The sequence below is a fragment of the Paenibacillus sp. FSL P4-0184 genome (assembly GCF_038004625.1).
Lineage (GTDB): Bacteria > Bacillota > Bacilli > Paenibacillales > Paenibacillaceae > Paenibacillus_AQ.
Map to the genome: position 1 here is coordinate 3,347,043 of NZ_JBBORN010000001.1, position 24,322 is coordinate 3,371,364.

The 24,322-nt window shown below is 44.4% G+C and carries 19 protein-coding genes; 13 read left to right on the forward strand and 6 right to left on the reverse strand.

The genetic code is table 11. The features are described 5' to 3' along the window. Nucleotides 1-181 precede the first annotated feature (181 nt). The 4 genes from MKY52_RS14645 to MKY52_RS14660 all read left to right on the forward strand — a co-directional run bounded on the left by MKY52_RS14645 (nt 182) and on the right by MKY52_RS14660 (nt 3,986). Nucleotides 182-1,174 (forward strand): ABC transporter substrate-binding protein, encoded by a 993-nt coding sequence (locus tag MKY52_RS14645; protein ID WP_339798340.1) that lies wholly within the window; start codon nt 182-184, stop codon nt 1,172-1,174. Continuing rightward, a complete protein-coding gene (locus MKY52_RS14650; RefSeq protein WP_341051980.1) occupies nt 1,155-1,931 on the forward strand; it encodes an ABC transporter ATP-binding protein in 777 nt (258 codons plus the stop codon). The genes MKY52_RS14645 and MKY52_RS14650 overlap by 20 nt, the downstream gene beginning before the upstream one ends. After that, nucleotides 1,925-2,677 (forward strand): ABC transporter permease, encoded by a 753-nt coding sequence (locus MKY52_RS14655; RefSeq protein ID WP_341051982.1) that lies wholly within the window; start codon nt 1,925-1,927, stop codon nt 2,675-2,677. Before MKY52_RS14650 ends, MKY52_RS14655 begins: the two co-directional genes overlap by 7 nt. A gap of 178 nt (nt 2,678-2,855) precedes the next feature. Further along, nucleotides 2,856-3,986, forward strand: a complete 1,131-nt coding sequence (locus MKY52_RS14660; protein WP_341051984.1) for a low temperature requirement protein A — start codon at nt 2,856-2,858, stop codon at nt 3,984-3,986. A gap of 99 nt (nt 3,987-4,085) precedes the next feature. Here MKY52_RS14660 and MKY52_RS14665 read toward each other — a convergent pair whose 3' ends face one another. Beyond that, a complete protein-coding gene (locus MKY52_RS14665; RefSeq protein ID WP_341053425.1) occupies nt 4,086-5,033 on the reverse strand; it encodes a serine hydrolase domain-containing protein in 948 nt (315 codons plus the stop codon). A gap of 171 nt (nt 5,034-5,204) precedes the next feature. Between MKY52_RS14665 and MKY52_RS14670 the strand changes: the two genes are divergently transcribed. After that, the gene (locus tag MKY52_RS14670) at nt 5,205-7,574 is read left to right on the forward strand and encodes a YcdB/YcdC domain-containing protein (RefSeq protein WP_341051988.1); all 2,370 of its coding nucleotides are present in this window, start codon (nt 5,205-5,207) and stop codon (nt 7,572-7,574) included. Between the two features lie 160 nt (nt 7,575-7,734). Here MKY52_RS14670 and MKY52_RS14675 read toward each other — a convergent pair whose 3' ends face one another. From MKY52_RS14675 to MKY52_RS14690, 4 genes are all read right to left on the reverse strand, one after another. Further along, nucleotides 7,735-8,556 carry a TerC family protein gene (locus MKY52_RS14675; protein WP_042130725.1) on the reverse strand — a complete coding sequence of 274 codons (822 nt, stop codon included), beginning with the start codon at nt 8,554-8,556 and terminating at the stop codon, nt 7,735-7,737. Between the two features lie 355 nt (nt 8,557-8,911). Further along, on the reverse strand, nt 8,912-9,802 hold the full coding sequence (locus MKY52_RS14680; protein ID WP_081393202.1) for a carbohydrate ABC transporter permease: 891 nt from the start codon (nt 9,800-9,802) through the stop codon (nt 8,912-8,914). A 25-nt stretch (nt 9,803-9,827) separates the two neighbouring features. Next, nucleotides 9,828-10,712: a carbohydrate ABC transporter permease gene (locus tag MKY52_RS14685; protein ID WP_042130723.1), complete on the reverse strand. Its 885-nt coding sequence runs from the start codon at nt 10,710-10,712 to the stop codon at nt 9,828-9,830. Between the two features lie 254 nt (nt 10,713-10,966). Beyond that, nucleotides 10,967-12,331 carry an ABC transporter substrate-binding protein gene (locus MKY52_RS14690; RefSeq protein WP_042191338.1) on the reverse strand — a complete coding sequence of 455 codons (1,365 nt, stop codon included), beginning with the start codon at nt 12,329-12,331 and terminating at the stop codon, nt 10,967-10,969. A gap of 338 nt (nt 12,332-12,669) precedes the next feature. Between MKY52_RS14690 and MKY52_RS14695 the strand changes: the two genes are divergently transcribed. From MKY52_RS14695 to MKY52_RS14715, 5 genes are all read left to right on the forward strand, one after another. Then, nucleotides 12,670-14,484: a sensor histidine kinase gene (locus MKY52_RS14695; protein WP_341051991.1), complete on the forward strand. Its 1,815-nt coding sequence runs from the start codon at nt 12,670-12,672 to the stop codon at nt 14,482-14,484. Continuing rightward, entirely contained in the window at nt 14,485-16,134 is a 1,650-nt protein-coding gene (locus MKY52_RS14700; protein ID WP_042191336.1) for a response regulator, read from the forward strand. Nucleotides 16,135-16,204: 70 nt separating this feature from the next. Next, nucleotides 16,205-17,896, forward strand: a complete 1,692-nt coding sequence (locus tag MKY52_RS14705; protein WP_341051994.1) for a glycoside hydrolase family 13 protein — start codon at nt 16,205-16,207, stop codon at nt 17,894-17,896. Between the two features lie 154 nt (nt 17,897-18,050). After that, nucleotides 18,051-18,785 (forward strand): class I SAM-dependent methyltransferase, encoded by a 735-nt coding sequence (locus MKY52_RS14710; protein ID WP_076286049.1) that lies wholly within the window; start codon nt 18,051-18,053, stop codon nt 18,783-18,785. 39 nt (nt 18,786-18,824) lie between these two features. Beyond that, nucleotides 18,825-19,895, forward strand: coding sequence for an MBL fold metallo-hydrolase (locus MKY52_RS14715; protein WP_341051997.1), 1,071 nt, complete (start codon nt 18,825-18,827; stop codon nt 19,893-19,895). A gap of 786 nt (nt 19,896-20,681) precedes the next feature. On the opposite strand, the gene MKY52_RS14720 is transcribed toward MKY52_RS14715, so the two are convergent. Further along, on the reverse strand, nt 20,682-21,290 hold the full coding sequence (locus MKY52_RS14720) for a phosphatidylglycerophosphatase A family protein (RefSeq protein WP_076286050.1): 609 nt from the start codon (nt 21,288-21,290) through the stop codon (nt 20,682-20,684). 272 nt (nt 21,291-21,562) lie between these two features. Here MKY52_RS14720 and MKY52_RS14725 point away from each other — a divergent pair, with 272 nt between their 5' ends. The 3 genes from MKY52_RS14725 to MKY52_RS14735 all read left to right on the forward strand — a co-directional run bounded on the left by MKY52_RS14725 (nt 21,563) and on the right by MKY52_RS14735 (nt 24,253). Then, nucleotides 21,563-22,687: a GerMN domain-containing protein gene (locus tag MKY52_RS14725; RefSeq protein WP_341053426.1), complete on the forward strand. Its 1,125-nt coding sequence runs from the start codon at nt 21,563-21,565 to the stop codon at nt 22,685-22,687. Between the two features lie 164 nt (nt 22,688-22,851). Continuing rightward, a complete protein-coding gene (rph, locus tag MKY52_RS14730; RefSeq protein WP_076286052.1) occupies nt 22,852-23,610 on the forward strand; it encodes a ribonuclease PH in 759 nt (252 codons plus the stop codon). Nucleotide 23,611: 1 nt separating this feature from the next. Beyond that, a complete protein-coding gene (locus MKY52_RS14735) occupies nt 23,612-24,253 on the forward strand; it encodes an XTP/dITP diphosphatase (protein ID WP_341052000.1) in 642 nt (213 codons plus the stop codon). Nucleotides 24,254-24,322 lie beyond the last annotated feature (69 nt).

A 24,322-nucleotide genomic window follows, 5' to 3' on the forward strand; every position in this document is an offset into this window, starting at 1 on the left:
TTAGTATGTGATAAATATAACTATTTAAATTTATGAATATACAAGCTGTGATGACTGATGTAAAATTACAATACCTGAAGCGTCCTGGAACAGCTTAAGGGCTTTTTGCATGCTCTTTTGCAGATTGCAAAGAATAGGGGCATGTCTACTATAGAAAGATTAATGGAGGTAGGAGAGTTTTATGAAGAAAAAAGCATTAAAAAGAATGTTGATGTTGTCGATGATGGTCGTTGTCGTCGCTGTACTTGCAGTAGGTTGTGGTTCAAAGAATAACACGAATACAGCATCGACAGAGGGTAACGCAGCAGAGGACTCAAAAGAAGCTGTTACTTTGTCACTTGGCTTACTGCCTTCGATTGATGCGATTCCTTTTGTAATTGCTCATGAGCAAGGTTTTGATAAGAAGCATGGAGTGAACCTAGATATCCAAACGTTCAAGAGTGCAAAAGACCGTGATGTCGCCTTTCAAGCAGGCAAGTTAGAGGGGATCAGTGCTGATTTGGTTGCGATTTCTATCTACAATGAAGCCGGGCTGGATGTGAAGATCACTAGCACAACTTTTGGTGAATTCGATTTATTGACTGGGAATGACGCCATCCAAGATGTGAAGGATCTGAAAGGCAAAACTGTGATTTTGTCCAAAAATACTTCCACACAATATACTGTGGCGATGATGCTGAAACAAGCGGGTTTAACAGAAGATGATATTACGGTAACTGAGGTCCCACAAATCCCTACCCGTTTAGAATTGCTTAAGAATAATAAGGCAGATGCAGCTATTTTGCCGGAACCATTTGTAACTATGGGTAAAGCTTCAGGCTTGCGCGTGCTTAGCTCCACGCATACAGCGGGAGTGAATCCATTTGTATTGGCTTTCCCACAAACCGCTATTGATGCTAAGGCAGATGCGATTCGCAATATGTATGCTGCTTATGACGAGGCGGTAGCGTATATGAAATCTCATGATCAATCCGAATATATCGATCTTGTGATCAAAGAAGTTGGTTATCCAGAAACGTTGAAAGATGAGATCAAGGTGCCTGATTATGTCCCTGCCAATCAAGTGGATGTGAAAGAAGTAGAAGCCGCATTTGCCTGGGCACGGGAAAAAGGTTTGCTTAGCAAAAATATCTCGGCTGAAGATGTGATTTCTGATGTCCAATTCAAGAAATAAAGGACTCGTCATTAAGGACCTTAAAGTAGAGTATAAGACAGGTCAACTGGCCTTAGGAAAGATGGATCTATCTTTACCGGAGCATGGGATTTACACGATCATCGGACCCTCTGGCAGCGGAAAATCAACTTTATTACGGGCGATTGCGGGCTTGCTGCCAAGCTATATGGGGCAAATTCTTTTTAATGAAAAATCCGTGCATGATAAAGAAACTCTGATCGGCCTGGTACCGCAAAACTACGGGCTTCTTCCATGGAAAACTGTACATGATAATATTCAAATCGCGATGAAAATCTCGCATACTGCGAGCACATCCAAGCAAGAACGGGAGAATCAGATTAATCAGTGGCTATCATCGATGGGAATCTCTGATTTAGCTGATCGTTATCCTCTATCTCTCAGTGGGGGACAGCAGCAAAGAGTGGCAATTGCCAGAGCATTCGCCATTTTGCCCACCATTTTACTGCTGGACGAGCCATTCTCCGCACTGGATGCGATTACTAGGGAAACGCTGCAGGTGCTCTTTTTAGATAACTGGCTGGCTCACCCGACTACTACATTATTTGTGACTCATGATGTGGAAGAAGCGATTCTGCTGGGACAAAAGATTATCGTCATGCCGTCCAACAAAGAAGCTACACCTGAAATGATTGATAATCATTTGGTGTTTCAGATGAAGCATGAAGATAAGCGGGACAGTGTAGATTTCTTTGAGCAGACTAAGCGAATCAGAAAGGTAATGCAGGAGATATGGTGAGAAAAAATCGGATTCATCACATAATAAGACTGCTGTTTGTGTTCTTTTGTATGAATGTGGTTTGGTATATTGCCTATTTGCTTATGAATCATTCGATTTTGCCGAGTCCATTCGCTGTATATAACGCTACGTTTCACTTAGGTGGTCAGGAGATTGCTTTAAATGTGGGGTATAGTTTGTTTAGAATTTTTGCAGGGGTAGTGCTGGCGTTAATCATTGGACTGCTCATTGGTCTTCTGATGGGACGTTCGCTGACTTGGAATAAGCTGCTTGACCCTGTCGTCTATTTAACCTATCCTGTTCCCAAAATCGCCCTGCTTCCCGTAGTGATGCTATTCTTCGGGCTTGGTGAAACGTCTAAAATCTTAATGATCATGCTGATTCTCTTGTTCCAGATTATCATCTCCGTTAGGGATGGTGTGAAGGCTATTCCTGAGAATACCTATGATGTCTTAACGAGTATAGGGGCAAGTACAGTGCAGAAATTCTGGCATGTGACACTGCCGGGTGCACTATCAGTCATTCTGAGTACGATTCGTATTTCGCTTGGAACAGCGATATCTGTACTCTTTTTCACGGAGATTTATGGAACTGAGCATGGCATGGGCTTTTTCATTATGGATGCTTGGTTAAGACTGGATTATCCGGAGATGTATGCGGGAATTATGCTGTTCAGCTTGGTGGGATTTGTCCTCTTCTTACTTGTTGATTATCTTGATTACAAGTTTATGAAGTGGCGGAATTAAATGTAGTTGGAGATATAACTATAGCTTTCCTTTGTCGAGTTTAGGCAAGGGGGAGCTTTTTTTGTGTGATTTTAGAGTGGCAACAAAGGGGCTTCAAATTAGTATATCAATTCGGTTAAGATGGATAAGTATTCGATAAACTGTATTGGATACACATCCAAACTAAGGGAGTAAAACGATGAATAAGCGCACATCGGGATTTGAGCACGGCACAGCAGCCTTTGCTGAGAAGAAAGTTACCTGGCTGGAACTATTTTATGATCTGCTTTTTGTAGCTGCAGTTTCAAAAGCGAGTCATGTCTTGTTGCATGTAGAGGCGGGTACAATTCCACTTGAATATTTATCTAAATTTATCTTAATATTCATTCCGATCTGGTGGGCCTGGGTGGGACAATCGCTTTTTGTAAATCGGTTTGGACAGGACATCTTTTCACACCGAATATTTCTGATTCTACAATTATTTTTTGTATTAATAATGACGGCCAGCTTATCGGTTAACTTTGATCAATACTATATGCCATTTCTAATCGGTTATGTTGGCTTAAGAGCTATGACTGCCATTCAATATCTTACGGTAAATAAGAATGAAGAGGATGATAGAAAGGGCACTGCCCGCTATCTGGGAAGCAGATTTTGGATTGGATTAGTGATCTCTGCTTTATCACTTTTCTTTGACTCCTGGATACGTTATGTAGTTTTGTATACGGGAATTACTATAGACATTTTGCTTCCATTAATCGGTCGGAGATACTTGGTGAAAAGCCCGATAAATACTCATCATTTATTAGAACGTTTCTCGTTGTTTACCCTCATTCTACTTGGTGAATCAGTGGTCAGTATACTTGCAGTCTTACAGTCTAGCCACTGGACGTGGCAATCTATTTTATTTGCATTATTAACTTTTCTATTAATTATAGCTATGTGGTGGCAATACTTTGATAATGTTGAAAAGAAAGTGGACAAAACGATAGAGACTGCCGGGCAAACCATAATTTATGGGCATTTATTTATTTATGTATCCTTAAGCATGATTGCAGCTTCAATCCAATTGCTATTTTTAGAACAATTAAATTACACATTTATGGTATGTTTTATTTTTGGATCGGTCCTGCTCTACTTCTTCTCTACCTCGTTGGTCTTCCATAAATACAGACGTATACAGCAACGGTTAGGGATATTTCATTTGGCGTTATTATTAGGTTTACTTGGTGTTTTTTTCGCAGTAGATTTGTTGTTCCTTATACCTAATTACCTGATCATTGGTGAAATGATGTTATTTTTTGTTGTATATGCAAAATTAACGACTTGAGCTTTTAGCCCCGAAGCTGAATAAAAACAGGAAGGAAGCCGGGTCATTGCAACCAGGCTTCCTTCTTTCATAATGGGAGTGCGCGGTATCCCCCTGTCGTTATTGCCCAAGAAGCGCTGGCACGATAAATCGGCCGAACACATTAGCTGGTGAGCCTTTCTTGTATTTATCCGCAGTAATGACTGCAACCAGCTCATAGGATGGAACCACAATAATATGCTGGCCCATGAAGCCAAGCGCAAAATAATAAGGGATCTCCTCTGGCTGCTGCTCCGTACCTGCATTGAATGAAGATACCCACCAGTGCCATCCATAGAAGCCCTTCTGCGGTAGCGTGGCTGAGACATAAGGGTGAGTGGACTTCTGAACGGTATCCGAATGAATGAGCTGTTGATCCTTCCAGCGCCCTTCTTGCAAATAAAGGAGACCGAATTTGAGCATATCCTCAGGCACCATATAAAGGCCAAATCCACCAGTGTGTATGCCTTGCGGATCACTGTCCCAGCGATAGCTTTCGATGCCAAGCGGCTGAAATAGCTGATCTTCAGCAAATGCTGCAACGTCTTGTCCAGAACATTCACGCAGGATAGCGGATAAGAGCTGAGAGCAGCCGGAGTTATAGTTCATCTCAGTGCCTGGCGTATGAGATAGCGGCTGGGCGAGCACAAACTTTATCCAGTCTGCGGTTCTAGTCATGGTTGGAAAGGAATTCTGCCCCCCAAACTCCGTCCAGTTAAAGCCTGCGGTCATCGTTAATAAGTGACGGATAGTGATCTCTCTTTTTCTTGGATCTTGATCCTCTTTTAATGAAGGGAAAAATAGAGAAACAGGTGTATCAGGTGGCGGAACGATTTGTTTATCTATGGCTATGCTGACTAAGGCGGCGAGCACGCTTTTGGTGCATGAGTTAATTTTACCTAGCTCTTTAGCGATTTCTGGCTCGCGATAATGCTCCAGTATAGGTTTTCCATGTTGAACGATTAGACAACTGCGAATTTCTAGGCCAGTAATACCGTCTATAAGCGGCTGAAGGTTCCAATCAGTGATGTGAATGGCCCCCTTTCATAGATGAGTTGAAGCTGTAGCTGCCTACCATTATAGCTTATATAGTGTGTATTACATAAACGTTGTAATTTCCTGTCGTTAATTAAATATGGAAAATATAAGAAATTATCTGTATAATGTTATGAATCACGTGTTAGAGGAGGATGAATTCTTTTGAAAAGCAATAATACTCACTTTGTTCATCAGACAGCTAAAACGGTATTGATCACTTCAGTGGCGCTCGCGTTATTATTACCTCCAAGCTTGGCCGCAGCCGATTCTACATCTGTTAGTAGCAACACTACGGTAACACAGGTTAGCGCACAAGCACCGGTGACTACAACGAACTCCGAGGCAGATCTTACAAAAGTGAAATTCACGCAGGAGCAAGCGATTGCGAAGCTAAAAGAATTATTCCCATCCCTAAAAGATGCTACGGTAAACAATGTACAACTGGGATCTAATCAAAGCTACCCCCCTCCAACAAATCAAATGATCTGGAATATTCAGTGGCAGATTCAAGAGGGGAATTCGGGATTTGGCTTTAGCAGTGAGGTAGATGCCATTAATGGAGATATCATCAGTACGTATATTTCATACCCTCGTGAGAATAACGAATCCTATTATCCACCGAAAGTATCGCAGACTCAGGCACTGGAGATCGCCAAGGCTTTTGTGGCTAAGGCAGCCTCATCGGTTAAGAGCAGTGATCTGCAATTAAATGAGAATGCTGGTTATAATTATTTTTCGAACTCTTTATTCGGTCCTGTTCAATACAGCTATTACTTCAGTGTCATGAAGAATGGTCTTCCTTCTGGATCGGATAACATTAACATAGCTGTGGATGGCAATGGAAATGTTATTCAATTCTCTAAGTTTTCTCAAGGGCTTGAGTATCCGTCTGCACAGCCGAAGATTACCTTGGAGCAAGCACAGAAGCAATTTGCGGAACAGTTTGATGTAGGCCTTTTTTACATTCCTATTTATAAGAACGGAAAACCTAACAACTGGATTCTAGGCTGGCGCCCAGTGGATCAGTCTCTATATCCTATCGATGCATTGACAGGCAAGAGAATAGATTATGAAGGAAAAGAATCCGTATCTACCGCAGTCGTGTATTCAGATGTAGCAAAGAGCAAGGATGTCTTTCAAGCAAGAACTTCAACTACAGAGCTTACTGCAAAAGAAGCGGAACAGCTTGTAAAGAAGGTTGCATATATTCCAGCAGATCGTAAATTGATCTCCCAAAGCTTGAGAAATGACTATCAGGATACAGATCGGAAGATCTGGCAGTTATACTGGGGTGGGGCTAGTGGAAATGAACGCTACATTGGGGCTGGCTTTCCAGAACAATCCTCTGCCGAGATCGATGCAAAGACCGGTGAAATATTACAGTACCAGGTTCAAGCTTATGGTGCTACTCAGGATAAGAAGAAGGAAGAGGCGGCCCCTGCTGGAGGGAAGAAGCTTAGTGAGGCTGAAGCTAAGACTAAAGTACTTAGTATAATAAATAGCCTATATCCTCAGGCGAGTCAGAAGCTAAAGCTTGTAGAATATGGAGATAACTCAAACGTTACTTCAGACGGATCAGGATTTAGATATCAGTTTATTAGATATCATCAAGGCATTCCTGTGAGTGACAGTACCCTTACGGTAAACTTGGATCTTTACGGCAGACTGATTGCTTACATGGGGAATCGGATAAACGGTATCGATGAAATCACATTATCTCCTGATGCAACAATTTCCAAGAAGGAAGCGCTCGAAAGTTATAAACCTAAATATCAGACTAAGCTGAAATATACTCAGGTTGGTGGATACTATAGTTATAATAGCTATGCCGCGCCAAAGGTGAAGCTGGTATATGATACAACTTTTGATGAATCTAATGGATTATATCAGGTTTTAGATGCAGCCACTGGAAAATGGGTAGCGGTCTATGATTACCTCGGTCAGCAAGATGCTCAAATATCTGCAACGGATATCAAAGGTCATGCAGCAGAACAACCCTTATCAGAATTAGTAAAATATCATGTGATTACTCCGGATGCCGATGGTAAAGTAAACCCAGATCAAGAAATAACAGTTGGCGATTGGTTAACCTATCTTGCCAAGGCTTCTAATCCGAATTTCAGCAGTTATATTGCTAATAATGAACGGAAAACTGTGGCAGGTGTGAAGCCTGAGAATTCATATTATGATGTTGTTACTTATGCAGCAGATCGTAAGTGGATCAACAAGGATCAAAGCCTGCAAATTGATAGTAAGTTAACCCGGGAACAGCTTGCTGTTCAGCTGGCTAATTTTTTGAAATACAACAAACTCACAGCCTATCTTGATAAAGATGTAACGGTAAGTCAGTTCAGTGATAGTGCATCTATAAACAATAAGGGAGCGGTGGCTCTTGTTGTGAAATTGGGAATCCTAAAGGATGACAACGGCAAGTTTAATCCGCAGCAGACGGTAACGAAAGCACTGGCGGCTACGGTGATTATGAAGCTAGTGGAACTGCAAGGTAAGACTGATCAGATCATTGGTCAATAAGAATATATAATGCAGAGCCTGCTTCCCATTTGATGGTGGAAGCAGGCTTTTCTGTATGAGGAGCAAAATAGGGAGTAAAAGAAAACAACCCGAAAGACAAACACCTTTACAGAAGGGGTGTGTCTTTCGGGTTATATTTGTTTTTGCTATTCAAATACAATTAATGGAGCTGTTTATCTACTTCTTTAACTGGATTCTCTCCAACATTCTCTTCTACCTTGCTGCTCATAAACCAACCGATTGCAGCGATGAGCACGAGTACAACATAGAAGGTGACCTTCCAAATGGTACTATGCGCGAAATCCTCGGAAAGAACACCAAGTGAAGGGTGTGCCAAGGTAATGACTGCGAGCTTAACGCCGACCCAGCCTACGATGAAGAAGGCTGCAATTTCAAGACCTGGACGGGTGTGAAGCAGCTTAACGAAGAAGGAAGCTGCAAAACGCATAATGACCAATCCGATAAATCCGCCGGCAAAGATGACGAGGAATTGTCCACCGTCAAGGCCTCCGATTTTTGGAAGACCACTTGCAGGTAGTGCAACCGCAAGTGCAACTGCGGCTAGGATGGAATCGACCGCGAAGGCGATGTCAGCAACTTCTACTTTAAAGACAGTAAACCAAAAGCTGGATTTCTTTTTGTTGACTGCGCCGTCCGTACCGCTTTCAGCTGCTTCATCCGTAACGGGCTTCTTGATTAATAGTTTTCGGAAGATATGGTTCCCCGCGATAAACAGTAAATAAAGTGCGCCGATGGCTTGTACTTGCCAAATATCAACCAGGTAAGAGATGACAAATAGTGAACCGAAGCGGAACACGAAGGCTCCGGCTAATCCGTAGAATAGTGCTTTTTTTCTTTCCTCATCAGGAAGGTGTTTAACCATAATTGCCAATACCAGTGCGTTATCTGCGGCTAGTAGTCCTTCAAGTGCTACAAGAACTAGTAATACCCAGCCGTACTCTAATAATAATCCCCAATCCATTACTGTTGTCCTCCCTTTTCTTATGCAAATATCTACTAAAAGATACTTACCTTACCATTTTAACCAATTTTATATAAAAAAGACCTTTACCAAACAGATTAGCCTTTGGAATAAAGGTCTAACCTGATTGGTAAAGGTCTCGCTAACAATGTTGAATTGCCAATAAAGCCGGAGAATATCCTCATATTCTCGTATTGACGACTTTATTTAACAGCTACTCCCCTTTACGGGATATATTAAATTTTTGATTTAATTCATTGTGATTTTGCCTAAGGAGATCATATACGAGTTGAAAGTTAATGTCAATAAAATGTTGGAGGAATAAGAGAAGCTAGAGTTCTCCACGCTTTTTATGTTAGCCCTTAACCGCCCCAGCGGTAATTCCCTTAGTCATCTGTTCTGTGAAGAGCAGATAGATCAGGATGGTTGGGATCGCAATGATCGTCATAACAGCGAATTGAGCACCGTAGTTGGACGAGTATTCTCCGGCGAATTTCATAATGGAGAATGGAATGGTTTTGAGATCCTCCGAGGTGAGGAAGGTGTTCGCCATAATAAATTCATTCCATGTGCTGATGAAATTGAGTACACAGATGGTAGCTAGTGCGGGTTTCGTAATAGGGAAGATGATGCGGAAGATCACACCGTAAATGCCGCAGCCATCGATAACCGCCGACTCTTCAATCGCACGAGGGATGGTCTCTAGAAAACCAGTCATGATGAGCACACTCATTGGGATGACAATAGCTGAATAAGGCAGAATCAGTGTGTACATATTGTTCAGCATTCCGAGCTTGTTAAACAGAATAAAGTTCGGCAGTAGTGTCGCGTGAATGGGAATGATCATGCCCATCATGATAAGTGACAACACGATACCACTTAGCTTCCATTTCATACGGGTGAACGCATACCCCATCATCAGTGACACTAGTGCGGACAGCGCAACGGTAATTACTGTAATGATAAGACTGTTGGCAAAATAGCGTGGTACACGCCCATAGGTAAAAGCGTTTCTATAATTCTCCCATTGCGGGGGGGACGGCCATTTCAGAAAAGAGCTTCCGAAAAAATCACCACTCTTTAGCAGGGAGTAATCGATCAGCCAGATGAGCGGAAATAACTGAATCAAAGCAATGAGACAAAGAAACACCATCATTAGGATTTTGCCAGTTGTAGGTTTACTGCGCTTCTGTTTATGAAGCTTCAGATTGAGGGGCGAAGCGGCAGGTGCTAATGAATTATTCATATGATTTCCTCCGGTTACAGGGATTCTAAAACTCTCCGATATCTTTCTTCAGAACCTTGTTGAGTATTACGGTCAGTACAAGGCAGAACACAATGAATAGGATGGATATGGCATTACCGTAGCCGTAAAGCGACGATGAGAAGGCTGTTTTGTAAAGGTAGTTCCCTAAGAATTGCGTACTGTTCGCCGGGCCACCGTTGGTCATTAAGAACACGGTTTCCATTTGCTTAAGACAGGTTGTAACCGCGATGATAATGGCAACTCGCATCATAGGCGAAAGAAGCGGTATGATGATGCGCGTGTAGAGGGTATAGTTGTTCGCGCCATCGATCTTTGCGGCTTCGCTTAGATCACTTGGAATGCCTTGCAGACCTGAATAATATAGCAGCAGTGCGTATCCAAATCCTTGCCACATTACAACAATGATGATGCACCAGATCGCTGTCTTCGGATCTCCAAGCCAATCATGTGTGAGTGAATCCAACCCAACGCCGCTTAGCAACTTGTTGAGCAATCCGTAATTGGGATGAAAAATCCCGCTCCACAGCTTGGCTGTAACCACAACAGAAATTACTGCGGGGATAAAAAAGATCGTCCGGAATATTTTTTCGTATTTGCCGGAATTGGTCAGGAATATCCCTATGAGAATTGCAAAGGGATGCTGTAAGAATACAGTAGCAGCGGTCAGTAACAGGGCATTGCCCAGTGAAGTCCAGAATACTTTGTCATGAAATAGGATTTCGCGATAGTTATCAAAGCCGATAAAATTGTACTTGCCGATCCCGCCCCAGTCCGTAGAGCCGTAATAAGCGCTCATGAAGATAGGGATGCAAATCATAAAAGCAAACAGGAATAGCCCGGGTGCGATGAGTAGGAATATCGCTTTTTTGTCGCTTAACACTCTGTGCATGGAAATCTCCGTCCTTTGAAAGAGTAATCTATCTACTACCATCGTAACGGGAAGCCAGACCCTGGAACATGCCGTATATTTCAGATGATTGTACACATTTTTTAAATTATGGAATGATAATTTTCTCTGACGTCGATGGGGCTTATGCTCGAACAACAAACCCCCGACCTCTGGGGGAAGTCGGGGGTTGTACGCCACTATTTATGATGTTAAATCAGAAGCGCCGTCATTCATGTACTTAGTAGTATTAGAGTTTATTTACCAGCCAATTTATCGGACGCAGCGTCGAGCGCTTTGGCGAATTCCGCTGTATTCATAGCGCCGGAGAGCAGGCTTTGGTGAGCCTCCATTACCTTTTGCTTGAACTCGTCGTTACCAATATCCTGTAGCGGAGTTCCGCTAGAAGAGGTCATCGAGCTGAAGACATCCACTAGTTCTTTTTGGAGTTGAGTTTCATTACCAGTTAAGAATTCATCGAATTTTTGCGCAGGTGTACCCGCGCCAGCTTGCCATAACATCTTGGACCAGTTCTCAGGAGCGAAGAAATATTTCAAGAAATCAACAGCAGCTTCAGGATGCTTGGAGTTTTTGCTTACTGCATATCCACCACCGTACCAAGCAGCATCATCCGTTGATTTACCTTTATCTGAACCAGGGAAAGCGAATGCGCCTACATTATTACGGAATTCTTCAGAGAAGTTCACATCTGTAGCTAGGCCAGACTCCCAAGCGCCCATAAAGAACATAGCGGCTTGTCCTTGTCCGAACAAGTTACGCGCTGCACCGTAATCGGCGGTCAGCCAGCCGTCGGCAAAACCTTTAGCATTTGCGAAATCTTGCATTTCAGTTGCAGCTGCAACAAGACTAGGATCATTAAAGGATATTTTACGAGCAACAGCTTCATCCATCTTATTAAAATCACCATTTTGACGTTGAGCAACAAACTCATACCAGATTGGAAGTGTCCATGCATCCATACCGTTCATAGCGATAGGGTTAATCTTGTTTGCACGCAATGTTTTGACAGCTGCGAGCAGGTCAGCCGTAGTCTTTGGAACCTCGATGCCGTTGTCAGCAAAGATTTTCTTGTTATAAAACATAACCATATAGTCGGCACTACGTGGCAATCCATACAGTTTGCCATCTTTGCTGAAGCCGTCCATGGAACCAGAAACAAACTGATCACCTTCGAAGTCAGCGCTGTTCAGTTCAAGCAGTAAGTCATTATCGAGCAGAGGACTCAGGAAAGAAGGCTGACCCCAAGCTTGAATGATATCAGGCATCTGATTGCTGGAAGCATATACTTTGATTTTTGATTTATAAGGTTCATCTTGAAGCGCTTCCACTTCTATCTTGACGTTAGGGTGCTCTTTCATATAAGCGTCGATAATGTCTTGCTCCACCTTGCCTGAACCGTTTGCCCGATCCGCAAGTGCGGTGAAGAACTTCAGTGTAATTTTTTCGGCTGGTGCGTTCGCTGTGGCCTCGGCAGTAGCTTCGGCTTTGTCATTTGCAGGAGCGTTTGTAGCTTTAGCATTGTTATTTCCGCCACCACAGCCTGCAAGCAGAGCTGGAAGCATTAGACTCATAAGCATTAGCTTGATTCCTTTACTTTTCATCAAAAACCCACCTTTTTAGAATGATGTATTTTGAAGAAACGATTGTTATCCATCAAGGAAGACGACAACGTCGTTTCTTCTTGAAATATAAGAATGTATAAGTTTCACGCTATACATTATCCTTATATTTCTCGCATAAACGCTGACCGTCTATAAGAGACGTCGAAGGCGTTTTTGCTTGCATCCTCATCTTAAGAGTTTCTGGCTAATAGAAACATGGTTCATATTTAAGAATGATGTAGGCATTTTTTAGCGAATGTAAAAAGCCGGTTCAGGGTGTAATGATTTCAGTTATACTTGGTTTACACATCTTTCTAGTATATAAGAAGGTGGTTCACATGAATCGAAACTTTCGCTTAGTCAGCCGTTATCGCCATCTTCCGCTCCAATTTAAGCTGTTGTTATGGTTCGTCCCCCTGCTTCTGGTGACCATATTCGCAATGGGCTGGAACTCGTATCAGATCTCTTCACAGCAGGTGGTGGAGAAAATGAAACAGTCGCAGGATCATCTTACCAAAAAAACAGCAGAGCAGATCGATGAGATGGTGCGAGGCATGATATCTTTTTCGAATACACTCTTTCTGGATGAAAGTGTGCAGCGGCTCTTAGCATCGTCTGAAGCACAAAAGGAACGTAATTCTGTATTTAAGACCGTTACCAATCTTATGGTTGCAGGCAATTCAATTCAATCGCTGATTCTGTATTCTTTAGACAATAACAATGGAGCAGAGCCTTTTGCTGCGAATCAGGCAGGATTGACGACAGGTATGAAGTACTCAGATTTCATCAAAACCTCGTATTATAAAGAAGCTATTAAAGCAGCAGGTAGCCCAACCTTTGGACTCTCCAGGCCGACGGACGGCATTTTTGTAGGCGATCATTATCATAAGATTGTGCTTTCCAGAATCATCATGAATATTTACACCTTAAAGCCGGCAGGACTCGCTGTGATCGGTGTGGATGCAGGGAAGATTGGGAGCCAATATCTCGACAATGCTGAAGATGATGTAGATATGTTCGTGATTGATCGGGATGGGCTGATTATTACGGCTTCGAATCCGAGCTGGATTGGCAAAAGAGATCTGGAACTTCCGTATTTTGCGGACAGCGACCCTAAGCTGACTGTGAAAAAAAGGCTGGAATCTACAGCGGATCATAAACAGTGGATTGTGTCACATCTGCAATCGGAGACGACAGGCTGGTATGTGGTGGTGGCTCATTCCAAGCGGCAGCTTGTTAAAGAGCTCGGTCAGATTTTACAGGTCACGATGACGATTGCTGTTCTGTGTTTAGTAGTTAGCCTAATGGTTACTTGGCTGGCAGCTGCCGCTATCACGAAACCACTGAAGAAGCTTTCCCGTTCGATGCGCAGACTGCAGACAGGTGATTTCACGCAGCGGGTATTTTTTGAAGGAAATGACGAGATCGGCTTACTCGGGCATGGTTATAATCTAATGGTGCAGCGGATTAAATCGCTCATCAATGATGTATACGCCTCAAGAATGAAGCAACAGGAGGCAGAGTTGAAAACGCTTCAAGCTCAAATCAGGCCTCACTTTTTATATAACACGTTAAATACAATCTGTTGGGAAGCTGAGAAGAAGGGAGATAAAGAAATTGCCGATATGGTGTATTCTCTCTCTCAAGTGTTCCGACTGAGCTTAAATGATGGACGGGATACGTTTACTTTGGAGCAGGAAGTGGAGCTGGTGACCAATTACTTGTTCCTGCAGAAAAATCGCTTTAAGGAGCGTTTTGAATTCGAAATTTCTCTGGATGAGAGTATCAAGGATTTCACAGTACCAAAGCTGCTGTTGCAGCCACTAGCCGAGAACGCAGTGATTCACGGGATTGAGCCGCTGTCTGGAAGCGGGCTGATATCCGTTCGAGCTTACCGTATAGAGAAGACTATTGTGCTTGAGGTACAGGATAATGGTGCAGGGATCACGGCAGATAGACTTCTAGAGCTTCATCAACGTTTAGCAAGGGGAAATTCTTTACCTGAGGAAGACAATGTTGGACGCACAGGATTTGCGCTCATGAATGTGCAGGAACGACTGGCCTTATTTTTTGCAGGAGCCTCTTTACAACTAGAGAGTGTGGAAGGGGCAGGCACACGTATTATTATTCATATCACTGTGGAGGGGCCATAAATGATGAAGCTGCTGATTGCTGAAGACGAAGATACGATCCGTGAGGGCATTGTGAATATGATTGATTGGAAGTCACATCAGATTGAGGTCATGGGTGAGGCGGGGAACGGAAGTGAAGCGCTGGCTTTGATGGAGAATGAACAGCCCGATCTTTTGTTAACGGATATTCGTATGCCACAAATGGGTGGTCTCGAGCTGATTGAAGTCGCACGGCGTAGAGGTTACGGCTTCCGGTCGATTATTTTATCCGGATATAACGAGTTCTCTTATGCGAAGCAAGCGATTTCCCTCGGTGTTGTTGATTATGTGCTGAAGCCATGCCGACCTGAGGAAATTCTGAAGACGGTACTGAAGGCCAAGGAACTCATTGAAAGACAACGAAATCAGGAGGATGAACAGCTTAAAAGAGATCGTTCTTGGCATAAAAATGCACCGCTTGTCAAAAGCCAGGTTCTGTCTCAATGGATTTATCATCCCCCGGTTCCGCTAGAACGGCGACAGGAGCTGATCGGAGAGTTATCTATGGCGATTGGCTTTGAAGGACCACAAATTGGTCTGGTCAGCTTTGATTTTGATCCACCCTCCGCTACAGGAACAGGACAGGATTTTGTACTTCTACGTTACGCAGCGTTAAATATTATCAGTGAGACCTTGTCGCCTATCTATAGAGGAAAAATAGAGACTTTTCATGATGGCAATAACTTGCTATGGATTGGCAGCGGATTAGCCGGAACCGATTCTCGCAAGCCTTACCGAGCACCCCTCCAATTGAAAGAGCAGATTGAGAAGCTGCAGAGTAATTTGGAGAAATATCTCAAACTGTCAATCAGTATTGCCGTTGGCTCCTGTCGTTCGGATATTTCTGAAGCGCATCTGTCGTATAAAGAAGCCCTTCAGGCGATGGAATCGCGATTTTTGAACGGAAAAGGTGGTGTCTATTACTATACAGAAGGAACGGGAGTAATAGGTGGCGCTCCACAGGAAATCGGGATTTTAGATGATTCTGAATTAAATGTGCTGGAGGATGAAATGCTTGTGGCGGTGGGGGCTGGGAGCAATGAGCTCGCACTCGATCTGCTGGAGAAATGGCTGGATCGTTTTCGTAGCAATCCGGGATGTCTTAAGCAAGAAGTGAATATTCGAGCAACTGCTTTTGTAGTTCGATTAAAGAGACTCGCGCAGGAAAAACAAGTCGCTGGCTTCGAATGGAAGCAGCATTTGGTCAATTGGATGGAGCAGGCTCCACAGATAGAGACGTTGGAAGAATTGTCTACGATTTTGAATAAGGTCATGCAGAATGTGGTGGAGGCTTTTTCTAAACATCGTCCACTACATCGCACAGTAGTCACTGCTATGGAGATCATCCGCAATAAATACAATACCAATCTGACACTAGAGTATGTCGCGAAAGAAGCCTATGTTTCTAATACTTATTTAAGCTCACTTTTCCGCCAGGAGCTTGGTGTGAATTTTCTCGATTACTTGCACCAATACCGGGTAGAAGAAGCGAAAAAGCTGCTCCGCCAAAATCTAAAGATGTACGCCGTTGCAAAATTGGTAGGGTACGGTGAAGAGCGTCACTTTAGTGCTACTTTTAAAAAATGGACTGGACTTACACCTTCACAATATCAAAAGGGATTAGGGAAGTAGGGGGATTTGTTATCTACTAGGCTCTGTGTGGTTAAACTCTACATATAGCTAAATAGGAGGTAACCGAGTTATGAACCCCAAATGGTGGAAAGAAAGCGTCGTGTATCAGATTTATCCGATCAGCTTCATGGACAGTAACGGAGATGGAATCGGAGACTTGCAAGGTATTATATCCAGACTGGATTATTTACAGGACCTAGGTGTAGATGTGATCTGGGTCTGTCCTATTTATAAATCACCTAACCATGATAACGGGTATGATATCAGTGATTACTGTGACATTATGAAGGAATTCGGTACGATGGATGATTTTGACCGGTTGCTCAGGGAGTTGCACACACGTGGAATGAAGCTGATGATGGATTTGGTTCTGAACCACACGTCACATGAGCATCCTTGGTTTGTAGAATCCAGGTCGTCGAAGGACAATCCTAAACGGGACTATTATATTTGGCGAAAAGGTAAAAATGGCGGCCCCCCGAACAACTGGGAGTCTTATTTCAGTGGCTCGGTATGGGAGCTTGATCCGCGGACGGATGAATATTATCTACATCTTTACTCCAAATACCAGCCCGATCTGAACTGGGAGAATCCTGTGGTCATTGATAAGCTACATGAAATGGTGGAGTGGTGGCTGAAGAAGGGTGTGGATGGATTTCGTTTTGATGCGATTGCACATATCGTGAAGACGAAAGGGTATCCAGATGCAGACAACCCGGGCGGAACACCTACTGTAAGGGCCTATGGTATGTTCTCCAATCTGGAGGATGTGCATACCTTGCTACAGAATCTATACGATAAGGTGTTATATTTCTACGATATTATGACGGTAGGTGAGACCTCGGGGCTCGGACCAGAGCAGGCGCTGGATTATGTAGGTGACGGACGCCGGGAGCTGAATATGACTTTTCAGTTTGAACATATGTTTCTGGATGCCGCTTCGCCGGGTAGTGGGAAATGGGATGTGGTTCCCTGGAGTCTACTTGAACTGAAAAAGATCATGAGTAGCTGGCAGACAGTTTTACATGAGAGAGGCTGGAATGCGAACTATTTATGTAACCATGATCAGCCGCGTTCGGTGTCTCGGTTCGGGAACGATCTCTTTTACCGGATTCCTTCGGCTAAAATGCTTGCGACCTTCATTCATATGCTGGAAGGCACTCCTTACATTTATCAAGGAGAAGAAATCGGTATGACGAATGTCTGTTTCGATTCCATTGATGAATACCGGGATGTGGAGACACTTAATTATTATGAAGAAAAGCGAAAAAACGGTGTTCCAGAAGAGCAGATTATGTCTGCGATTCATCATAAAAGCCGGGACAATGCCCGTACCCCAATGCAATGGGACGATGGACATGCAGGCGGTTTTACAACGGGGACGCCCTGGATTGAAGTGAATTCCAACCATATGGAGATTAACGCTGGCAATGCGGTTAAAGATCCGAATTCTATCTACAACTACTATAAGCAGCTGATAGCGTTAAGAAAAAAATACAAGGTGATCGTGTACGGATCATATGAGCTACTGCTTGCAGAGCATACTGAGATTTATGCGTATACCCGAACTTTAGAGGATCAGCGATTGTTGGTTATTTTGAATTTTTTTGATAGAGAGCCTGAATTCGAATGGCCAGCGGGGTTCGATCCAGATCAGCTGGAGCTATTAATCAGTAATTATCCGCAGTCAAAAGATCAGGATATTCGTTCTTTCAAACTTCGTCCTTATGAAGCAAGGGTCTATTTGCAGCAGCGTGTGTAAAGGAAGTTTCAATAAGAGTTGTCATTAAAGCCCAAGAGGTCAAGATGATGACTCTTCTTTGAGTTTGTCAGCAAAAGACTGTACAATGGCGATACATTAGCATACATGAAGTGGAGTTGCGGGATGACGCCTGTAGGAGGAGAGGAGAGACAACATGACTGAATGGTATGAAAAGAGCTTTGGTGAGGACTATCTGATCGTATATAAGCACCGGGATTTCGGTGGAGCACGTAAAGAAGTAGATCAGATGATCGCCTGGTTGAGACTGCCTCCAGGTTCGAAAGTGCTGGATTTATGTTGTGGGATGGGACGTCATTCTCTGGCACTTGCGAAGGAAGGATACGAGGTTACCGGAGTGGATTTGTCGGAGGTCTTGCTGCGTGAAGCTCGATCTCAAGTCGGGGCGGAGAAGGTAACCTGGATCCGTTCCGACATGCGTGATTTACCACTAGATGGAGGATTCGATGCCGTAGTTAATCTGTTTACTTCTTTTGGTTATTTTGAAAAAGATGAGGAGCAAGTAAAGGTTCTGCGTGAAATTTATCGTCTGCTGAAACCAGGTGGCAAGTTCGTTATTGATTTTTTGAATCCTGCGCATGTGATTCGTCATCTGGTGCCGCATTCTACGCGTGAGGACGGAGAGAATTTGATAGATGAGTCACGCCGGATTGAGGATGGTTATGTGAAGAAGGACATCATTCTAACCACTAAGAATGACCCTACGCCTCGTCAATATCATGAGCGTGTGAAGCTTTATTCACTGGAGGAGTTCAAGGAAATGATTGAGAAAGCGGGCTTGCAGCTCGAAGCTGTACATGGCAGCTATGAAGATGAGGTTTATGATGCAGAAAGGTCCACGCGGATGATCTTTGGTGGAACACGTCCCTAAATGGTTTCCGGAAAAAGATTTAAAGGTGGTGAACGCTCTATGTCTAAGGCAGAGATTACTTCATGGGACAAGAACATTCTCCAAGTCTCGGTACCCATGGACTCGCCTCTTCGTCAAGTGAACAGCTATATCCTCTCGGATGAAGATGGTAGAGTAACTATTATCGATCCAGGTCCGCGCAGCCCGGATACAGAGAATTGCTGGCTCGGGATTTTGCAGGAGCTGGACTTGTCGTGGATGGATATACGGGATATTGTCGTTACGCATCACCATCCCGACCATTACGGATTAGCCGGCTGGCTGCAGTCGCAGAGTGGCTGTAAGGTGTGGATGACGGAGCGCGCCCATGCGGAGGCAAGGTTGATGTGGGGCTTGGGCACTGGTGAAGATCAGGGGAATGACATGGATGAAGATACGGGAAATGGCGTAGACAATGATGTAGGCATAAATGAGATCTTACCGGATTATTTCATCCGGTATGGGATGACGGAGCAGTGGTCGAACGGGATTAAAGCCCACTTGGAAAGCTTTAATTCCCAAGTGGAGCCGCAGCCTGCCGTTTCTTATTTCAATGTGGCGGAGCCCTTCAAGATGGGCGACCGTGAATGGCAGCTCATTATTACCGGCGGACATGCACCGGGGCATGTGAGCCTGTACCATGCTGACAGCGGGCTTATGATCTGTGGGGACGCTGTGCTCCCGCAGATCTCGCCCAATGTCAGCCTGCTGCCAGGCAGCGATCCACAGCCGCTGCAGACGTTCCTTCAGGGGCTGCGGGAACTGGGCAGCTACCCGGTCAGCATGGCGTTCCCGGGTCATCGCGAGCCCTTCGCTGGCTTCGCGCACCGGGTAAGCAGCCTGCTCGTTCATCATGAGGAGCGGCTGGATACAGCGGCGGCGCTGCTCACCAGGGGCCCGCTTAGCGGATTCGCGGTGTGCGAATTTCTGTTTCGCAGCCGAGTAACGACTGTTCATCAGATGCGCTTTGCGATGAGTGAGACCCTGGCGCATTTGGAAGAATTGGTACGCCGGGGACGGGCAGTCATGCTGGAGGCAGACGGCGGTTTCTTGTTCGCCGCAGCTGAAAGTGTTGGAGAACATATCAGCTAGAGAGCATCTTGCAAGCAAGATCGAATTGTACTGGAAAGTATAACTTGTTAAAGAGCAGTCCTGATTGTGGGGACTGCTCTTTTTGTATTTGAGTAACCTTGTTCCTCCTTCCCTCTTTCCATCCTTCGATCGCTTCCATATTCATGCGTTAGCGTATGTATTCGGACTCAGATGACGCTATTCGTTGATTTTGGAGCTTTTGAGGTTAGTATCGGACCGGAAAGGCGTTATTACTTGTACAGAGTAGTGTTTTGGGTCATTTTTGAACGAATAGCATCTCTGGAGACCGTAAGTGTTCAGATTCAGGGTGATTTATGAGTGTAGCGCCTCCTGAGTCCGATAGCATGGGCGAAACGTTTCAAAAGTCGAGCAACTAAATGATGTATGTCATGCAGCTAAACGTTGGTAGTAATTATAGGGAATTTCACCCTATAATTTTGCGTTTAATGATTCTAAATCTGTTTATAGGGAATTTCTCCTTATAATTCTACTGATTTGGCTATAGATTAAGGTTTTCATAGAGATTATAGGGAAGAATTCCGTATAATCTCTGGATTTGAGCCAAAATCGTTATTTTATAGGGAGGATTTCCCTATAGGCAACGAGCTCCTGTAGAACCCCCACCGTAGAACCCCCATAGCAGAAGCACCATCGTAGAACTCCTCGTCCGCTACCCACAAAAAAGCGATTGTCTCAACAGCCCGCAGGGCTGTGAAACAATCGCTTTTTCCTCAGAGTTTCATATAGTCGATCTGAAACTCATCATTAAGGTGTACCTAAAACTCCTCATTCCGGAGTTTCATCATATTCTGCAAGTTTCCTAGCGGCCTCTTCGCGATCCTCTGGTGTGTGGGGCAGATCCAGCTCAATTTCGCGCTCCGCTTGCTTGCGGTGTGCGATTCGGCTACTGGCTGCCGCCGCCACGGCACCAACGATGTCGTCGAGATAGGTGTGGATCTGTCCGGTGCTTTTGTCATTTAACCTTTGAAGAACGCCTGGCTTCAGCTTGTCCACGTAGCCATAATTGGTAAATCCGATACTGCCGTATACGTTCACGATAGAGAAGGCAAGAATCTCATCTACGCCGTACAATCCCTCATCATTTTCGATCATATCTTGAAGTGGGGAGAACAGCTTGCCCTCTTCTGCCATTACATCTAATTGAATGCCTGTTAGTACAGCATTTTGTACTTCTCGCTTGCTAAGCACCATCTCTACATTATGGATACATTCATCCATCGTTAAATTCGGATAGTATTTCTGTTGCAGGAACATAACGAGTTCCGCGATTTCTTCCAGGGTTACTCCACGCTTGTTCAGCCAGAATTTGGTCGCATCTGCGACGGCCTTGCTGTTCAGACTGTACGGAATTTTTTCGATTTTGTCATCAGCCATGTTCAGTCACCTCGTTGTTTAGTAAGTCATTTCATTACAGCAAACGTTAGTATGATGTTAAGGACTGTTGTTACCTCAGATTGTACGTTTACTGGAAGTATTTGTCCAGCGAGGGAAGTTTCAGCGAACTGAAATCCAGGCCCTACTTGAGATGAAGAAGTAGTTCACAGGCTTTTCCAACAATTTAGGATAAGCTGTTGTTATTTTTTGGACAAAGGTCTCGTATACATAGCAGTACAAATGATATCTAACCTTGAAAGGGGTAATAAATGATGAAACCTATGCAACAAATCCGCGGAATCTCCGCAGTATGCTTACTCGCAGTTCCACTGGCACTGTCCGGGTGTGGGCTGTTTGGTTCAGAATCGGCATCGATTGATGCTCCGCCACCAGAGGTTGAAGCACAAATGTTACAGACTAGTGGGAATACTACGTTGGATTCAGGTGTATTCGGTCCTGTGACACAGGATGATACACAGACAGCGGTTAAAGGCAGCACCAAAACTTCACAGGGCAATGCTTCCGGAGATCGGACAACTGTATTTTTGGAAGATGGTAATGGATTACTCGCTCCTGTATCCCTAAGCTTGCCAAAGAGCAAAGATTCCAGCGCACTCAAAAACTCGTTAATGGCATTAGTGAGCAAGGGAGAATATGCCTCATCAGTGCCTGAAGGATTCCTAGGCGTTCTTCCAGCTGGAACGGAAGTCCAAAATGTTACGGTAGACAAGAAGTCGAATTTAGCTGTTGTGGAATTTAATAAAGAATTTAATAACTATGATGCTGCGGATGAGCGTAAAATCCTCGAAGCTATCACTTGGACGCTGACCGGTCAAGATGACATTAAAAGCGTACAGCTCTGGGTAGATGGTAAAAAGCTCACAGAGATGCCGCTTCAAGGAACTCCGCTGGATCGTCCATTAACCCGCACAATGGGCATAAACTTGCCGAAGCAAGGTCCACTTCTGATGAACTCCAGTGCGGTTACTGTTTATTTTTCCACAACATCTCCTGACGGTATCCAATATTATGTACCTGTAACCCGCTTTGTACCCGCCGGACAAGAACAGCTGACCGCTGCTTTGAACGAATTGATTGCAGGTCCTGAATCCGGAAATGGGCTGGAAATGGTCATGACACAGGGGACGATACTTGATTCCGTTGATGCTGGGCAGAACGGTGTAGTTACCGTGTCCTTGACGGATGATATGTTCACAGATGGTAAAGGTGTACCCGCTGAAATGCTGGAATCGGTCGTACTGACGGTTGCGCAAAATTCGGATGATTCTCTGGTACAAATTCGCTTGAACGGCAAGGAATCAATAACGGATACGGATAATGTGGACTACAGCAAACCTGTTTCCGCACCTGAATATTTGAATGAGATCCCGTTATAGAATGACCCTGTAAGGTTTAAAAGATGCTTTTGTGCCTCCTCTTTGGTAGAATAAAAGTTGCTCAAAAAGACGTTACGTCCCAAGCATTGTGTTACTCGGTATTTATGACGGGGAAATGGGACTCACGCTAAACTTTTAGTTATACGATGTAGGAGGCAGAAAAGATGAGATCAAACGGGCGAAACGACGACCAATTACGGCCGCTGACAATAACAACCCAAACGAATAAATATGCTGAGGGCTCCGTGATCATTGAAATGGGAGATACCAAAGTCATTTGTACGGCTACTGTGGAGGAAAAAGTGCCTCCGTTTCTTAAAGGGCAAGGAAAAGGCTGGGTAACCGCTGAATATTCGATGCTTCCTCGGGCAACTCAATCCCGTAATCAGCGTGAAGCAGCACGTGGTAAGCTTACCGGACGGACTATGGAGATCCAACGGCTGATCGGACGAGCGCTTCGTTCCGTAGTTAATTTACATGCGTTAGGCGAGCGTAGTATTACGCTGGACTGTGATGTGATTCAGGCGGATGGTGGTACGCGGACCGCTTCGATTACAGGTGCTTTTGTTGCGATGGCATTTGCTATTAACAAAATTGCACTTCAGCACAAGTTGCCTGTGTTTCCTATAACAGATTTCTTGGGGGCAATCAGTGTCGGTGTTGTAGGGGATAAAACGCTGCTCGATTTGAATTATGAAGAAGATTCCAAAGCAAAAGTAGATATGAATGTAGTTATGACTGGCGGCGGTGCCTTTGTTGAACTTCAAGGGACTGGCGAAGAAAGACCGTTCACTCGTCAAGAGTTGGATCTTTTGCTGGGTCTAGGTGAGAAGGGAATCTATGAACTGATTGCTGCGCAGAAAGAAGCGCTTGGAGCGATCGCTCTCAAAATCCCTTCCGGCCAGCCGGGCCAAGAGGTGTAGCATGAAGTCTGACGGCGGTATTCTTATTGTTGCGACGAAGAATAAGGGGAAAGTACGCGAATTCGAGCATGCTTTTGCCCCGCTAGGGCTGACAGTGAAAAGTATGTACGACTATCCGGATCTGCCCGATGTGGTGGAAGACGGAGCCACTTTTGCCGAGAACGCCTTTAAAAAATCCAAAGCCGTAGGCGATGCCCTGGGAATTCCGGTACTCGCCGATGATTCGGGTCTTTGCGTAGACGCTTTGGATGGCAAACCGGGTGTATACTCTGCACGTTACGCAGGGGAAGATGCGGGGGATGAAGAGAACAATCTGAAGCTGCTTAGCGAACTTGAGAAGCTAAAACAGGGCGAGGATACCGGACAGCCTTTGCTAAGTACAGCTCGGTTTGTCTGTACATTGTCCTTATACGATCCAAGCTCAGGACGGGAGTTAACCGCTGAAGGTGCAGTGGAGGGATGGATCACATCCGAACCTGCTGGTGGTGGTGGCTTCGGCTACGATCCGTTGTTTTACTTGGCGGAATATGAAAAGACAATGGCAGAGCTAACGCTAGAAGAGAAGCAGCGGATTAGCCACCGAGGCACTGCGCTAAGGTTGCTGACGGAGAAGCTGGCAGCTGCAGATGACTTGAATTCCTAATCCTAAACCTCTATGCGGTCGCATATGAGATGAAATAAAGAAGCTTGCAAATCCAAGGGGTGTACCTTG

Coding starts and splice junctions, on each gene's coding strand:
- MKY52_RS14645 (WP_339798340.1), top strand. CDS start 182: ATGAAGAAAAAAGCATTAAAAAGAATGTTGATGTTGTCGATGATGGTC.
- MKY52_RS14650 (WP_341051980.1), top strand. CDS start 1,155: ATGTCCAATTCAAGAAATAAAGGACTCGTCATTAAGGACCTTAAAGTA.
- MKY52_RS14655 (WP_341051982.1), top strand. CDS start 1,925: ATGGTGAGAAAAAATCGGATTCATCACATAATAAGACTGCTGTTTGTG.
- MKY52_RS14660 (WP_341051984.1), top strand. CDS start 2,856: ATGAATAAGCGCACATCGGGATTTGAGCACGGCACAGCAGCCTTTGCT.
- MKY52_RS14675 (WP_042130725.1), bottom strand. CDS start 8,556: ATGGATTGGGGATTATTATTAGAGTACGGCTGGGTATTACTAGTTCTT.
- MKY52_RS14680 (WP_081393202.1), bottom strand. CDS start 9,802: ATGAATAATTCATTAGCACCTGCCGCTTCGCCCCTCAATCTGAAGCTT.
- MKY52_RS14685 (WP_042130723.1), bottom strand. CDS start 10,712: ATGCACAGAGTGTTAAGCGACAAAAAAGCGATATTCCTACTCATCGCA.
- MKY52_RS14690 (WP_042191338.1), bottom strand. CDS start 12,331: ATGAAAAGTAAAGGAATCAAGCTAATGCTTATGAGTCTAATGCTTCCA.
- MKY52_RS14695 (WP_341051991.1), top strand. CDS start 12,670: ATGAATCGAAACTTTCGCTTAGTCAGCCGTTATCGCCATCTTCCGCTC.
- MKY52_RS14700 (WP_042191336.1), top strand. CDS start 14,485: ATGATGAAGCTGCTGATTGCTGAAGACGAAGATACGATCCGTGAGGGC.
- MKY52_RS14705 (WP_341051994.1), top strand. CDS start 16,205: ATGAACCCCAAATGGTGGAAAGAAAGCGTCGTGTATCAGATTTATCCG.
- MKY52_RS14710 (WP_076286049.1), top strand. CDS start 18,051: ATGACTGAATGGTATGAAAAGAGCTTTGGTGAGGACTATCTGATCGTA.
- MKY52_RS14715 (WP_341051997.1), top strand. CDS start 18,825: ATGTCTAAGGCAGAGATTACTTCATGGGACAAGAACATTCTCCAAGTC.
- MKY52_RS14720 (WP_076286050.1), bottom strand. CDS start 21,290: ATGGCTGATGACAAAATCGAAAAAATTCCGTACAGTCTGAACAGCAAG.
- MKY52_RS14725 (WP_341053426.1), top strand. CDS start 21,563: ATGAAACCTATGCAACAAATCCGCGGAATCTCCGCAGTATGCTTACTC.
- rph (WP_076286052.1), top strand. CDS start 22,852: ATGAGATCAAACGGGCGAAACGACGACCAATTACGGCCGCTGACAATA.
- MKY52_RS14735 (WP_341052000.1), top strand. CDS start 23,612: ATGAAGTCTGACGGCGGTATTCTTATTGTTGCGACGAAGAATAAGGGG.